The following is a 14,954-nucleotide window of genomic DNA, read 5'->3' as shown; positions in this document are numbered from 1 at the left end:
TATACAATTAATTTATATATAATTGATTATTTATGTATATTTTATATACAATTATTTAAATCAATTGAAATTATATAGATTTTAATCTTAATTAATAGTTAATATCAATATCATATGCGCTATTCTCTATCACATATTATTTTATATTGACAGTATTGGCAAGTAGATTTTTCTTCACATTTCGTGAAACTAATCTCTTTTTTAGATATCTCTTTAATTTCATCAAATTTTTGACTTAATAATTCTAGTTTTCTATCAAGGGCAACTTCTTGTTTCAAACTATTTGTTGAAAGATCATAATAAAAACAATCTATTTTATCAGTTTTATAGATATCATTCATCGCTATATAATAAAATTCCAATTGAAAATCTTTACTATTTTCAGATGTTTTTATAGAATCAACCTTTAAAGAACTAGAAGTTTTATAATCTAAAACTTCATATCTATCTTCATATTTATCAATTCTATCTATTGTGCCTTTTATTTTTATTCCATCAAAAGTAGAATTGAACTGCTTTTCTAAACCAACAATTTTTCTAGTTTCTAGTCTTTTATTATCTAATTCATAAAATTTGTATAGTTTCTTTTTCCATATTTCTAAATCTAAAGTTAAAAAAGCATTTGATGTTTTATATTTATTAAACAGTTCTTCAATTATAGAAAAATCTCTAAAATCTTGATTATAATACTCTTCTAAAATATTGTGAATGATATTACCTAATTCATAACTTTTAGGTTTTAAAGATATATCGTGTTCTTTTATTTTTAAAATATAATTTAAATAAAATTTTCTTTTACACTCTAAATATGTTTTAAATGAAGTTGCAGACCAAGTAAATTTGCTTAAATCTATTTTATCTATAATCTCTTCATTTAAATATGATATTGAATGATTATTATATAAAATGTGTTTATAGCTATTATCTTCATTTTTTGAATTAATTTTATCATCAAACAATTCATTTGCAAATCTTGATATTTGACTTGTGTCATTTTTCACATAAGAGATATAAATTCTTTTTGTAGAATCACATAACCTTTTGTAGTAATATTTTTGTAATGATTCTCTATCACTACTTGTAGGTAATCCAACATTTTGCTTAATATTTGTAGATAAAAATTTATCTTTTACTGATTTTTTAGGAATATAGTCTTCATTAAAATCACAAATAATAACACAATCAAAAGCTACTGCTCTTGTCTCTAATAATCCTAAAACTGTGATTTTCCCTGAATTTACATCATCTAAAGTTATTGATGATATCTTTTGTAGTAATACTTTAAATACATCTTTTACTAAAATCTTGTTTGTTGTACTAAAAATTAGTATATTTAACTTATAAAGTAATTCATTAAATTTTTCTAAAACTTCATCATTGTTTTCAAAATTTTTTATATATGTTGTGATAATTTCAAGTAAATCTTTTGAACAATTATGTTTCCAAACCTTTTTAATAGTCTCATCAATAATCTCTTTTTTTATACCTAAATATTCTAAATTTTTTACATGCTTAACTTCATCATCACTAATATAAGAGTGAATGGCGTGTGATATTTGATATAATTTATGATTTTTAATAGACTTACCCATTGCGTAGTTAAAGTACTTCTCATTATCAAATAATTGTATAGTTTGGGCAAAATTTTCATCAGGTAAAACTACTGCAATGTTTGATGGATTAATTCCACTATTTACAGCATCAACTATTGAGTTTTTTATGAATGCAATTTGATTTAATCTTGAACTAAATCCTTTTATTGAAAAATTATCTACAACTTTTTTTGTTTCTATTTCATTAATTATCTCTTTTTTTGTAAGATTTATTTTATATTCATAATTGCTTTTAAACTCATAATCAAAGATATCATTAAAAATTGAAATTGATTTTTTATTGTAATCATTTGAGTAAAAGTTTATTGAAAGTTCTTTTTGTGATGAAATTTTTTCAATTATATCAAACTCTATTTTTGTAAAATATCCTTCAAAATATAATTCAATACAATCAAATTTATTAATAAATCTTTTGTTAATTTTATAAAATTTAGATAAATTAATTCTATCAACAAAATTCTCTTTTCCTAAGATTTCTTCATAATTGTGTTTAATTTTTTCTAATATACTTAAATGCTCAATATAGAATTCATAAGTATCAACTGATTTTATCTTTTCAATATCAATTTTCTCACTAGAGATTTCTAAAAGAAATCTATATATATAATCACTTTGTTTTAAAAAATTTGAAAATTCACTTGATATTCCAAGTTTAGAAATATTAGTATTTTTTATTGCTTCATTTAAAAATAGAACTCTTTGCTCTTCTTCACAATATTTTTTTCCACTTAGAGTAATTGACTTTTTTAAAAACTCGTCAATTGTAATACAAAATGGAAGTAATTTATTATTTTCTTTTTCTTTTGAAAGATAGGTCCTTATGGACCTATGAGTGGGAAATACTAGCAGTTTTTTTTTAAATTGCATTAGTTTTTAGAAAGATATATCCTGTTTTATCATTAATTTTAAACATACCTGTTATATTCCAATTATTCTCTTCATCAATTGAAAAATTAGTAGTATATTTATTTTCAATATTTTTAAACTTATCTGTTTTTAAAACTACATCTTTATCATTTTTAGAACTTTTTGTAACTACTAAATCAATATCAATAAGAGACTTTTCATTTGTATCTTTATTAATAGCCATAATCTCTAATTGATTATCACCTACATTTAATAGATTTTTATTTTTAGAATATTTTTCTAAAACTCTTTGAGAGTACATAATATCCTCAGTTGATAAAGGTAGTTTCTTACCATTTAGAATAAAAACTAAATCATAAGATTTATTAAAATCAATATTTGAATTCATAATCTTATTATAGTTATCATCTACTTCTTGGTAAGTTTGTAAAAAGCTTCTATCTTCACTAACAGGAACACTAGTTGCACTAACAATAGTCCATATGATCATACTAAATACGAATGAAAATATACCTATAAAAAAAAGTGGCCAATAATTTCTTTTCATTTATTTTCTCTTTTTAAGAACTGCATAAGTATACGCTAATAATCCTGTAACAATTAAAAAATACATTAGCACACGCCAAATTGTACTTGATACTTTACCTTGATTACCAATACTTGATTCTAGTTCAATATTTTTACTTTCAGCTGCAATATCAGCAATTGCTGCATAACCATTTAGCATTGCAGCACTAACTTTTGCAAAAAGTGAATTTTTATCTTTTGAAGCTAAAAGAGGAACTACATAACCATCTAATATATCATCTTTATCAATAATAGATTTTAATTCATCACTCATGTAAAGATTTACATGCGTCTCTTCAACTGCACTTGTTAATAAAACATAAGGCTTATCTAAAGTTTGAATAATTTCAGATTCATAATTTTTAATGTATTCAATTTTATCTTTTGTAGTTATGTTTTCATCTAAACCTAAATTAGATTTAGTATAAATATATATATTAATGCCTAATTTAGACTTAGCTTCTGTACCGATATTATTAATTTTTTCTTTTGCTCTATCATCAATTAAATTATCATCACTTAATATGAAATTTTGTGCAAATAGATTTTGTGAGAATAAAAACAGAAGTGAAAAAATCACTCCTATTTTATATAAGTTATTAGCTTTCATTTAACCTACAAATACCTTAGCAGAATCAAAGAAACCATAGTATACTGTCATAATTGCAGATACTAGAAGTAAAACACCTATTAATTTTTCCATACTTTACCCCTTACTTTTCACTACCAATTAATTGGTACTGTTTGTGGTTATCAGAACTATTCATTTTTAAACCATTTAAATCTTGGTTAACTTGATAATAGTTTGTAGCTTCATTTTGTTGTACTTTTATTCCATTAATAGTTAATACTACTAGAATAGTAAGTAAAAGTGCTACAGCTATTAAATAACCAATTATACCATGTAAAGAGAAAACACCTCTTTCATTGTCGTTCATTTGTGTATTTCCAGCCATAATTACTCTCCTATACTTCTTAAGTAAGATGCTAAAGCTTTTTCTTGTGTTTCATTTAGTCTTCCTTCAAAACTTGGCATTGCACCAATGTTTCCTTTCTTACCATCTTTTAACACAGCCATAACGATTGCATCATCATACTCTCTAATATTTGGAGCAACATAAGCCATACCTTTACCATCCATACCATGACATCCAGCACAAACTGCATAAGATGCTGGTTGTTCACCTTGGAAACCACCTGCAACATATTCAGCAACTGCATTAATATCAGCTTCTTCTGTTAACATCATTGGAGGCATTCCACCTGGGTATGCTGTTTTTAAGTTATTTGCACCATTTTTAATAACATGTACAACTTGATCTTTTTCAAATCTTTTTGTTAAGTTATGAGCTTTTCCATTAATACCTTCTGCATCAACACCATGACAAGGTGCACATTGTACTAAGAATGTAGATTGTCCCATAGCTTGTAAAGTTTCTTCAGATGGGTTTTCCCACTTTTTCTCAAACTTTGCATTGTACTCTAAAGTCTCTTCATTCCATTGTCCAATTTGAGAGAAACCATTAATTGGGTAACCAACCGTAAAGTACCAAAACATCCAAATAATTGTACCAATGAATGCTAATCCCCATCCAGTTGGAATAGGATTTTTATATTCACCAATACCATCCCATTTCTCTTCAGCTAATTCACCACTAGCTGTGTCATTTTTCATTTGGTTAACATATTTAAGTGCAACAAATACAACAATTGTAATAATTGCAACTGCACCTAATAAAGTTAAACTACTAATATAATCATCACTGCTAAAAGCATCCCCTGCTGCAAACCAAGTTCCTGCTAATAATGCGATGATAAGAATTATTCCACCTACTACCATAGACTTCATCTTATTTCTCCTTATTATCTATATCACTATCTTTTTTTCTTTCTTCCAAAGGCTGTGAAACACTAGAATCGTCATGTACTAGGTTTGAGTATTTTTCAAAATCTCTTTCACCAGTTCTTTGTCTTTTATATAAAGACCAAGCATATGAATAAAATATAATAAATACAACTAAAATCAAAAAGAATTTAGCATAACCTTGTACCGTTAAAAGTGTTTCATAATCCATTTATAGCCTCTATTTTAAAGAATTTAAATACGCAATTATTGCAACTATTTCAGGAATCTGACCATTTGCAACAGCATCTTTAACTGCTTGGTTTTTCATATCTGCAGCAATTAATTTTGCTTCTTCTAACATTGAAGCTTGAGCTTCTTCCCATGTTCCAAGTTTTGGCATTCCTTCTTGGTCATAAGGAGTATTAAATACTTTTTTAACTGTTACAGCTTCTGCATATGCAGTTTCTATATCAGCCATATTTGTGAAATGATGTGGGTATGCAGGCATAATTGAACCTGGTACAACTGAAGCTGGATCCATCATGTGATTTTCATGCCAGTCAGTAGTTCTGTAATTACCAACTCTCATTAAATCTGGACCAGTTCTTTTTGAACCCCATAAAAATGGTCTATCATAAGCATACTCACCTGATAATGAATACATACCATATCTATCAGTTTCAGACTTAAATGGTCTAATTAACTGAGAGTGACAAGCATTACAAGAATCTTTAATGTAAACATGTCTACCAGCTAATTCTAATAGTGTATATGGTTTAGTACCAACAGTTGGTCTTGATTGTTTTGCAAAATCAGGAATAATTTCAATAATCCCTGCAAATGCAACAAATACGAATACTAATACCGCAAAGAAAAACGGTCTTTGTTCAAACCAATGAAACATAATTTTCCCTCCTTCTTATGCAGCTACTGGTGTAGCGTTTACAGGTTCTTTGTCTAATACTCTACCTGCAGTAATTGTTTTGTAGATATTGTATGCAAACATAAAGAATCCAATTAAGTATAATAAACCACCAACAGCTCTAATAGTATAGTATGGGTGTAATACAGTAACTGTATCAATAAATGAGTATACTAATGAACCATATTCATCATATGCTCTCCACATCATACCTTGTGTAATACCTGCAATCCACATAGAAGTAAAGTATAAAACGATACCTGTAGTTTGTAACCAGAATTGTGTATCCATTAATGATTTAGAGTAAATTTCTCTTTTAAACATTCTTGGAACCATATGGAATAATGAAGCCATAATCATAAATACAACCCATCCTAATACACCATCATGTACGTGTCCTGGAATCCAGTCAGTAAAGTGTGCAATAGCATTTACAGATTTAATAGCTTGAATTGGTCCTTCAATTGTTGATAACATATAGAAAGTTGAAGCTAATACCATAAATTTAATTAGTGTATTTGTTTGTAATTGATTCCACTCACCTTTCATAGTTAAAAGCATATTAATTGCCGATCCCCATGATGGTAAAATTAATACAACAGACATAACTGAACCCATAGTTTGCATCCAGTCAGGAACTGTAGAGTAAATTAAGTGGTGTCCACCAGCCCATAAATATACAAATAATAATCCCCAGAATGCTAAGATTGATAATTTGTATGAGTAAACATTTTGACCAGATTCTTTTGGTAAAAAATAATAAATCAATGCAATAATAGGTGTAGTAAATACGAATGCAACGGCATTATGTCCATACCACCATTGTACTAATGCATCATTTGTTCCTGCATACATTGATACAGAGTGAATCCATGAACCATAACCAGAAACTAAAGCAGTTGGAACTTCCATATTGTTAAATAAGTATAACATTGCAACGGCAATAAATGTAGCAATAAAATACCAAATAGAAATATATAAAGTTCTTTCTCTTCTAATTCCAATAAGTCCAAAAATTGAAACACCCCATAAAACCCACCATACTACTACTAGTATATCTAGTGGCCACTCTAATTCAGCATACTCTTTTGAAGTTGTAATACCCATAAATAGTGTAACAACTGCTAAAAGAATAGTAATAAAATAAATTACAAAATGTAATTTCGCAATAGCCATTAAAAATGGCGATTCTTTTAAAGAAACCTTTAATACTCTTTGTGAGATATAATACCATCCCGCAAAAATACCACTTAGAGAAAAACCAAAAGCTACACCATTAGTGTGTAAAGGTCTTAATCTACTGAATGTACCATATTCTCCAGCTAGGTTGTTTAACCCTGGAAAAGCTAATTGAAATGCAAGTATAACCCCGATAGTCATACCAATGATACCAAACAAAATCGTTGCAAACGTAAATAACTTCGCAACTGAGTAATCGTACTCGATTTGTGCACCGTTTTGCATCAATTTCCTCCTACTAATTTTATATACAAGTCACAAGAATGTCACTTAATATGCAAATAATATCTAACAGAAACTTAAAATTAACAAAAAATTAACAGATTATTAATAGAAGAATTATAATTTTAGCTTATAAAGAAGATAATTTTTATCTTCTTTTAGTAATTCTTTAAAGCTTGTTGAGTTTCCCTTAACATCGTTTTTCTCTTAAGGTCTTCCCTTTTATCATGAAGTTTCTTACCCTGCGCTGTTGCTATTTTTACTTTTACTATGTTTTTAGAGTTAAAATACATTTTTAAAGCAATTAAAGTGATTCCATCTTTAGTTACTTTTTCATATAGTTTACCTATCTCTTTCTTATGTAAAAGTAGTTTTCTATCTCTTCTTTCATCAGGTCTATAAGTAGCATGTGTAGTACTTAAATGTGAAATATGAGTATTTAATAAGTATACTTCACCTTTAATAATTCTTACAAATGAGTCTTTTAAATTTACTCTTCCTTCTCTAATAGCTTTTACTTCACTACCTTCTAATACGATTCCTGCTTCAAATTGGTCCAAAATAAAATAGTCATGGAATGCTTTTTTATTTTTAAACTCTAATCTTTTATTATCTTTTTTATTATTTGCCATTTTTAATCCTAAAGAATGAACTTCCACTACCACTAAAGTACCAATCATCTTTTGCATACTCTTTTAATAATGGATATGTTTTGGCAGCTGGTTGATATAAATCATTTGCTTGCTCAATATTTAACTCATTTAAAATATCTATAGACTTCATATTTAAAAGTCTATTTGATTCTTCTTTTGAAATCTGTTTATAGTAATTTTGTCTAAAACAATTAAAAATTTCTCCAGTGTTACATTGAACTTTTGGTGTAATTGTTTCTATATCTAAAACTTCTTCATCAAATTTTTCTACAATTTCTCCAATTCCAGTTACATTTGCACTATCATATTCATATACAAAAAATGGAACATCAGCTCCAACTTTTTGAGCTATTTCACACATTTGATCTTTTGATAGATTTAATTCACAATATTTATTTGCCATTAATAAAAATGTAGCAGCATTTGAACTACCACCACCAAGTCCTGCAAATTCTGGTATATTTTTTTCTACTCTAATTTCGTATTCATTGAAGAAATTTTCAACATTTTTGTACTCTTTTATTAAATTGTACATTTTATATACAGTATTTGACTCCATTTTGCAACCAAAATCACCTATAATGTTAACAGCTTTCCTACTAGTTTTAACAAATGACATTATGTCATATTTATTTTGAACTCGTACAAACCTAGATACGAGTTCATGATAATTTTCTCTTTTATCAGAAATTTTCAAAAAGATATTAACTTTAGCATAAGATTTAGCAATCATTTCAGACATTTAATGTAACCTTATTTAATAAATATTTAACATCATTTTCATATATTTCAATAATAGAGAAAAAGTCATCAAATACAATTATATATTTTCCATTATCTTTTTTATCTAAATAATCAATTGAAATTTTTTTCCCATTATCTAACCACTCTTTAGTTCCATTATATTTAATAATAGGTAAATCAATATAATCTAAAGGGTTTAAATCTTTTTCATTATTAAAAAAGAATTTTCCTTCATTAACTCTTTCTAAATATGATAAAGTTCCATTGACCTTTAATCCATCACATATTAATTGTGCTAAAGATCTAATATAACTACCCTCACTTACAGTAGCCTCAAAAGTAATAAAAGGATGGTTGTAATTTAAAAACTTTATATCATAAATGTTCATAATTGATTTTTTCATTTCAACTTCTTGACCAGCTCTTGCCAAGTCATAAGCTCTTTTACCATCGATTTTTTTAGCACTAAATTTTGGAGGAGTATAACTTATCTCTCCTAGCATGGAATTTATTACTTTTATAACTTCATCTTGGTTCAATATTCTCTCATCATTTATATCAATAATATTTTCAATATCTAAAGATTCAGATGTAGCCCCTAGCCAAATAACTGCTTTATATGTTTTTGGAGTTTTAGATAAATAATTAAAAAGTTTTGAGTATTGTCCAAAAGCAACAATCAAGCAACCCTTTGCAAAAGGGTCTAAAGTACCAGAAAATCCTGCTTTTTTATTTTTGTATTTTCTTTTTATTTTATTTAAATATGAATTTGAACTAATAAACATTGGTTTATTAACTACCAATAATTTATTTAATGGCTCTTTATTATAAAGTTTTTTTTGCATCAATTATCTCTAAGCTTTTTCCACAAATGAAGATAAAATTTCTCTATGAGTTCCACCAAAATTGATTGTTAATTTATAATCTTTTCCAGCTTTTGTAGATTTTTGAACTCTTCCTATACCAAATATTTTATGTTGAACTAAATCACCTTTTTTAAATGATGAGTGTTTTTCAATTGTTAAACTTCCTTTAATCACACCTGATTCACTTAAAAATCTTGATTTTGTCAAGATTGTTCTTTTACCTTTGTAAAATCTTGAATGAGCAAATGAAAGAGTTAGTTTATCCATTGCACGTGTTATAGCAACATACCCTAATCTTCTTTCCTCTTCTATATCACTACCATCACCAGTTATTGGGAAAAAACCTTCTTCAAAACCAATTATAAATAGATGTTTAAACTCTAAACCTTTTGCAGCATGAATACTCATCATTGAAACTGCTTCACCACTAAATTCATCACTTTCACTCTCTAAAGCAATTTCATTTAAAAAGTCTTTTAAATCTAAATGTGGATTTTGAATAAAGAAATCTCTTACATATCCATAAAATTCGTCAATATTTCCTTGTCTATCAAAACCATCTGGCACATTATCATAAGAAGCTCTATAATCAAAAGTTTCTTCAAATGAATCTAAAAATTTCATTTTCGAATCATTTAATATTTCTCTTAAATCCATTATAGAAGCTTCAAATACTTTTAAAGTTCTTGCATTTTTCTTACCAACAACTGCTGATAGTTCTTCTGAACTTAAACTAGAAATTAAATCTACAATTGATTTTTGTGTCTCTATTGATTTAGCATCAAGCTTTTCTATTGTTGTTTTACCAATGCCTCTTTTAGGTTTATTAATAATTCTTTTTACTGAAAAATTATCATTTGAATTAGTAAGAACTCTAAAATATGCAATTAAGTCTTTTATCTCAGCTCTTTCATAGAATTTCATCCCACCTACTAATTTATAATGAAGTCCTGCTCTATTAAATCCTTCTTCTAGTGATCTTGATAAAGCATTTACTCTAAATAAAATTGCAATATCTTTTCCCTGAACACCTGATTCTAATAAAATTTTAATATCATCACAAATTTTTCTTGTCTCTTCATTTTCATCATGGGACTCATAAACTCTTACAGAACTACCCTTATCTTTAGTACCAACTAATTTTTTACCTAATCTGTCTCTATTATGTTCAATCAATTGATTTGCATGGTCTAAAATTGTATCAGTCGATCTATAGTTTTCTTCAAGTTTTACAACTTTTGTATTTTCGAAGTGCTCAGAGAAATTAAGTATATTCTTAATTGTAGCACCTCTCCAACCATATATTGATTGATCATCATCACCTACGACACATAGATTATTATGTGATGAGCATAATAATCTTAGTAATCTATATTGTAATTCATTCGTATCTTGATACTCATCAACCATTATATATTGATATTTTTGACTTATCTCTTTTGCTAAAGATTCGTTCTCTTTTAAAATTTTATATGGAAGAAGTAATAAATCATCAAAGTCAACCAAGTTGTTTTTTAAAAGATATTCTTCATATTTTTCATATATATTTGCAATCTGTTGATATAATTTTAATTGAGCACTTGATTTTGCTTCATATGGAGTAATCAAAGTATTTTTATATTTTGATATTTCACTAACTAAAAGTGATGTAGTAATCTCTTTATCAATAGATTTTAATATTCTTTTTTTATCATCAGTATCTATTATCACAAAATTATTTTTTCTATTTAATTCACTCATGTGAAACTTCAGAAAAAGTAAACCAAACTTATGAAAAGTACAAAGTAATGGAGGAGTATTTATAATAGTTGAATCTATCATTTTAAATGCTCTTTCTCTCATTTCACTTGCAGCTTTATTTGTAAATGTTAATGTTAAAATTGAACTTGGATCGATTCCAATTGATATTAAATAAGCAAGTCTAGTTGTAATAGTTTTAGTTTTACCTGACCCTGCTCCTGCAAGAATCAATAGTGAACCGTCAATATACTCTGCAGCGACTTTTTGTGCTTCGTTTAAAGATGATAATAGATTTTCTGACATTTTATTCTCCAATTATTATTTATTATAACATAGATTAGATAAATTAATAAATTCTTGACAGCTCTTAATGATTTTATATATAAATAAATGTTATAATTTTAATAAATTTTTATTTGGAGAAATGGATGCTAAATGACTTTGCAAAACTTGAAACATTTTTAACTGTTGTAAGAGAAAAATCTTTCTCAAAAGCATCAGCAAAACTAGGTATTTCTCAACCTGCGGTTACTCAACAAATGAAGTATATTGAGGATTATTTGGATGTTCAAGTTGTTGATAGAAAGAAAAATGGTATTAGACTAACTAAAGAGGGTCAAATGCTTTATTCCATTGCACTAAAGATTGAAAAATGTGTTGCAAATGGAGAAAAAGAATTACTAAAAATTATGAATAAAAATGTTACTTTTATATTTGGAGCATCTTTTATTATTGGTAATTATATCTTGCCAAAATTTTTAAATAATTTAAAAGAAAATATTCATAATGACGTATCAATTAATGTTTCAGTTTCACATGAAGCAATCGAAGATTTACTTGATAAAAAGATTGATATTGCATTAGTTGAGAATTATGTTACAAATGATGACATTATATATAGAGAGTGGATGGATGATGAAATAGTAATTTTTTCAAATCAAAAACTTCCAGCTAAAGCAAAACCTGAAGATTTATTATCTTATAAATGGGTTTGTAGAAATCCAGAATCAAATACTAGATTACTATTTAAAGAAAATCTTGATAGAGCTAATTATCCTGATTGTGATACATTTGATGTTACAAGTGAAGTTACAAGTGCTACGACTATCGTACAAACTGTATTACACTCTGATAAAAACATTACACCAACAGTATCAATTGTTTCAAGAAATGCTATTGAATCACTAATAAAAGCAGGAGCTTTATTTGAATCTAGAATAGGTGATCAAAAAATGATGAGAAAACTATATATTGCATATAGAAAAGATAGAAAAAACGATGCATTTATTGAAAATGTTGTTGATTATCTATTAAAAATGAAATAAAACTAGGAACTACCTAGTTTTAATAATAATCATTAATAATTGAATCCTTCTTTTTCCAAAGCAACTCTAATCTTTTTCATTTGAGAATGTTTATTTCTACACCATTGTGGTGATAAAAGTGTATCATCATCAATTCCAGCAGTTATTCTTTGAACAGATATATTCTCAGGTAAATTAACAATAGATTTTACAACTGTATCAATATATAAATCTTCACTAATTGGCTCAAATCTACCTTTTCTATACTCATTAGTTAAAAGTGTATTTTTAACTACATAAAGAGGATGAAATTTAATTGAATCTACATTTAAATCAACTGTTTGCTTAAATGTTTCTAACATCATATCTTGATTTTCATCAGGAAGTCCATAGATTAAATGTCCGCATACATTTAATCCTTTTTCCTTACTTCTTTGTATCCAGTACTTCATATTTTCAACACTATCACCTCTATTTATTTTATCAAGTGTTTCATCATAAAATGATTGGATACCATACTCAATCCAAATCTCTTTTTCTTTTGATAAATCAACTAAAAAATCAAGTATCTCATCTGTTACACAATCTGTTCTAGTTCCTATACTAAGACCAATTACATTATCAAAACTAAGTGCTTTTTCATAAAGTGCTTTTAAGGTATGAAATGGAGCATAAGTATTAGTAAAAGATTGAAAATATACTATAAATTTATTTGCACCAAATTTATTTTGCAGCCTTTGTTTAGTTGCATAAAATTGTAATTCTAATTGCTTTAATTGATTATCTAAAAAAGGATTTTCACTGATTCTTGGATTTAATTTGAATTTTGGTCTTTTATCTTGTAAGTTAGGAGAAAAGGAGTCATTCTCACAAAATGAACAACCACCTTTAGCTACTGTTCCATCAATATTTGGACAAGTGAATCCGCCTATTGAAACTGGAACTTTATAAACTTTCTCTCCGAATTTATTTTTAAAATATCGACCTATTGTTAATACGTCTTTTAAATTACTCATTATGCTTTTACGAAATAGTCTCCATTGAAACTTTCAAGTGCATAATTTCTATCATTTCCAATTGCATCAACTAAATCATCAACAGATAGGTAAGCTAAAGAATCTGCTTCAATATATTCTCTAACTTCTTCAATAGACATATTATTAGAAATTAATTCCTCTTTATTTGGTGTATCAATTCCATAGTAACATGGGAATTTTATCTCAGGAGATGCAACTCTAAAGTGTACTTCTTTTGCACCTGCATCTTTTAACATCTTAACTATTCTTTTAGATGTTGTACCTCTTACAATTGAATCATCAATTACTAATAAAGATTTTCCTGCAATTAGTGACTTCATAGGACTAAGCTTCATTCTTACTTTGATGTCTCTCATCTCTTGAGTTGGTTCTATAAATGTTCTACCAACATAGTGATTTCTAATAATTCCATATTCAAAAGGTATTCCACTTTCAGCAGCATAACCAAGTGCTGCTGGAACACCTGAATCTGGCACGGGAACAACCATATCTACGTGAATTCCATTATCTTTATCATTAGTAGCTAATGCTTTACCCATGTTTTCTCTTGTTCTATATACATTTTTACCATCAATTACTGAATCTGGTCTTGCAAAATATACATATTCAAAAGCACAAGGTCTTGGCTGGGCTTCAAATAATTGGATTGATTCAGGTTCATCTTTATCTTCATCAAAAATTAACATTTCACCTGGATTTACATCTCTTATAAAGTCTGCACCAACTAGATCAAATGCACAAGTCTCAGATGCAACAATATAACCACCTGATTTTAATTTTCCTAAAGATAATGGTCTAATTCCATATCTATCTCTTATAACAAATTGTTTTGATCTTGATTGAACAATAAAACAGTATGCACCAACTGTTCGTTCTAGTGCTTCTTTAATTCTATCTCTTAATCTATCTTTTGTATTTTTAGCAATTAAATGAATTAAATTTTCAGTATCCATTCCTGTTTGAAAAATAGCACCTTTATCAATTAAATCTTGTCTCACTTCATCTTTATTAATAAGATTTCCATTGTGTACAATAGATATTTCACCTAACTTATATTTAGCAAATACAGGCTGAGCATCTAATATTGAGTCTCCACCAGCAGTTGAATATCTGTTATGACCAATTGCCATATTACCTTTTAAATAAGCTAATGCTTCATCAGTAAATACTTCAGAAACTAAACCTCTATCTTTTTTTGTAAATATTTTGCCATCACAAGATGAAGAGATACCAGTAGCCTCTTGTCCTCTATGTTGCATCGCAAATAGAGCTATTGAAGCAAGCCTTGAAGCATTTTCATTTCCGTAAATTCCAACTATTGCACACATTTTTTA

Annotated in this window: 15 protein-coding genes; 1 reads left to right on the top strand and 14 read right to left on the bottom strand. The window is 27.3% G+C overall.

Annotated features, from left to right (window positions below; all coding sequences use genetic code 11):
* Positions 1–119: 119 nt before the first annotated feature.
* The 12 genes from APAC_RS01440 to APAC_RS01385 all read right to left on the bottom strand — a co-directional run bounded on the left by APAC_RS01440 (position 120) and on the right by APAC_RS01385 (position 11,582).
* Entirely contained in the window at positions 120–2,480 is a 2,361-nt protein-coding gene (locus APAC_RS01440) for a PD-(D/E)XK nuclease family protein (RefSeq protein ID WP_130232419.1), read from the bottom strand.
* Complete coding sequence (locus APAC_RS01435) at positions 2,470–3,027, bottom strand: hypothetical protein (RefSeq protein ID WP_130232418.1); 558 nt, start codon at positions 3,025–3,027, stop codon at positions 2,470–2,472. The genes APAC_RS01440 and APAC_RS01435 overlap by 11 nt, the downstream gene beginning before the upstream one ends.
* Positions 3,028–3,657 (bottom strand): hypothetical protein, encoded by a 630-nt coding sequence (locus tag APAC_RS01430; RefSeq protein WP_130232417.1) that lies wholly within the window; start codon positions 3,655–3,657, stop codon positions 3,028–3,030. It abuts the gene before it with no gap.
* 103 nt (positions 3,658–3,760) lie between these two features.
* Positions 3,761–4,003: a DUF4006 family protein gene (locus APAC_RS01425; RefSeq protein WP_130232416.1), complete on the bottom strand. Its 243-nt coding sequence runs from the start codon at positions 4,001–4,003 to the stop codon at positions 3,761–3,763.
* A gap of 2 nt (positions 4,004–4,005) precedes the next feature.
* A complete protein-coding gene (locus APAC_RS01420; protein WP_130232415.1) occupies positions 4,006–4,896 on the bottom strand; it encodes a c-type cytochrome in 891 nt (296 codons plus the stop codon).
* A gap of 1 nt (position 4,897) precedes the next feature.
* Positions 4,898–5,122: a cbb3-type cytochrome oxidase subunit 3 gene (locus APAC_RS01415; RefSeq protein WP_130232414.1), complete on the bottom strand. Its 225-nt coding sequence runs from the start codon at positions 5,120–5,122 to the stop codon at positions 4,898–4,900.
* 9 nt (positions 5,123–5,131) lie between these two features.
* On the bottom strand, positions 5,132–5,797 hold the full coding sequence (gene ccoO, locus APAC_RS01410) for a cytochrome-c oxidase, cbb3-type subunit II (protein ID WP_130232413.1): 666 nt from the start codon (positions 5,795–5,797) through the stop codon (positions 5,132–5,134).
* A 15-nt stretch (positions 5,798–5,812) separates the two neighbouring features.
* Positions 5,813–7,279 (bottom strand): cytochrome-c oxidase, cbb3-type subunit I, encoded by a 1,467-nt coding sequence (gene ccoN / locus APAC_RS01405; RefSeq protein WP_130232412.1) that lies wholly within the window; start codon positions 7,277–7,279, stop codon positions 5,813–5,815.
* Positions 7,280–7,434: 155 nt separating this feature from the next.
* On the bottom strand, positions 7,435–7,908 hold the full coding sequence (smpB, locus tag APAC_RS01400; protein ID WP_130232411.1) for an SsrA-binding protein SmpB: 474 nt from the start codon (positions 7,906–7,908) through the stop codon (positions 7,435–7,437).
* Complete coding sequence (locus APAC_RS01395) at positions 7,898–8,662, bottom strand: 4-(cytidine 5'-diphospho)-2-C-methyl-D-erythritol kinase (protein WP_130234557.1); 765 nt, start codon at positions 8,660–8,662, stop codon at positions 7,898–7,900. The genes smpB and APAC_RS01395 overlap by 11 nt, the downstream gene beginning before the upstream one ends.
* A gap of 1 nt (position 8,663) precedes the next feature.
* Positions 8,664–9,518, bottom strand: a complete 855-nt coding sequence (gene truB / locus APAC_RS01390; protein ID WP_130232410.1) for a tRNA pseudouridine(55) synthase TruB — start codon at positions 9,516–9,518, stop codon at positions 8,664–8,666.
* A gap of 9 nt (positions 9,519–9,527) precedes the next feature.
* Entirely contained in the window at positions 9,528–11,582 is a 2,055-nt protein-coding gene (locus APAC_RS01385) for an ATP-dependent helicase (RefSeq protein WP_130232409.1), read from the bottom strand.
* A 125-nt stretch (positions 11,583–11,707) separates the two neighbouring features.
* Between APAC_RS01385 and APAC_RS01380 the strand changes: the two genes are divergently transcribed.
* Positions 11,708–12,604, top strand: a complete 897-nt coding sequence (locus APAC_RS01380; RefSeq protein WP_130232408.1) for a LysR family transcriptional regulator — start codon at positions 11,708–11,710, stop codon at positions 12,602–12,604.
* 32 nt (positions 12,605–12,636) lie between these two features.
* Here the strand turns inward: APAC_RS01380 and mnmL are convergent, their stop codons facing one another.
* Together mnmL and purF are read right to left on the bottom strand one after the other, a co-directional pair.
* Entirely contained in the window at positions 12,637–13,599 is a 963-nt protein-coding gene (mnmL, locus tag APAC_RS01375) for a tRNA modification radical SAM protein MnmL/YtqA (protein WP_130232407.1), read from the bottom strand.
* Positions 13,599–14,948, bottom strand: coding sequence for an amidophosphoribosyltransferase (gene purF / locus APAC_RS01370; protein WP_130232406.1), 1,350 nt, complete (start codon positions 14,946–14,948; stop codon positions 13,599–13,601). The genes mnmL and purF overlap by 1 nt, the downstream gene beginning before the upstream one ends.
* Positions 14,949–14,954 lie beyond the last annotated feature (6 nt).

It is taken from the genome of Malaciobacter pacificus (assembly GCF_004214795.1).
In the GTDB taxonomy this organism is placed as follows: domain Bacteria; phylum Campylobacterota; class Campylobacteria; order Campylobacterales; family Arcobacteraceae; genus Malaciobacter_A; species Malaciobacter_A pacificus.
The sequence above is the reverse complement of the archived record's forward strand: the minus strand, read 5'-3'. Positions and strand labels throughout refer to the sequence as shown.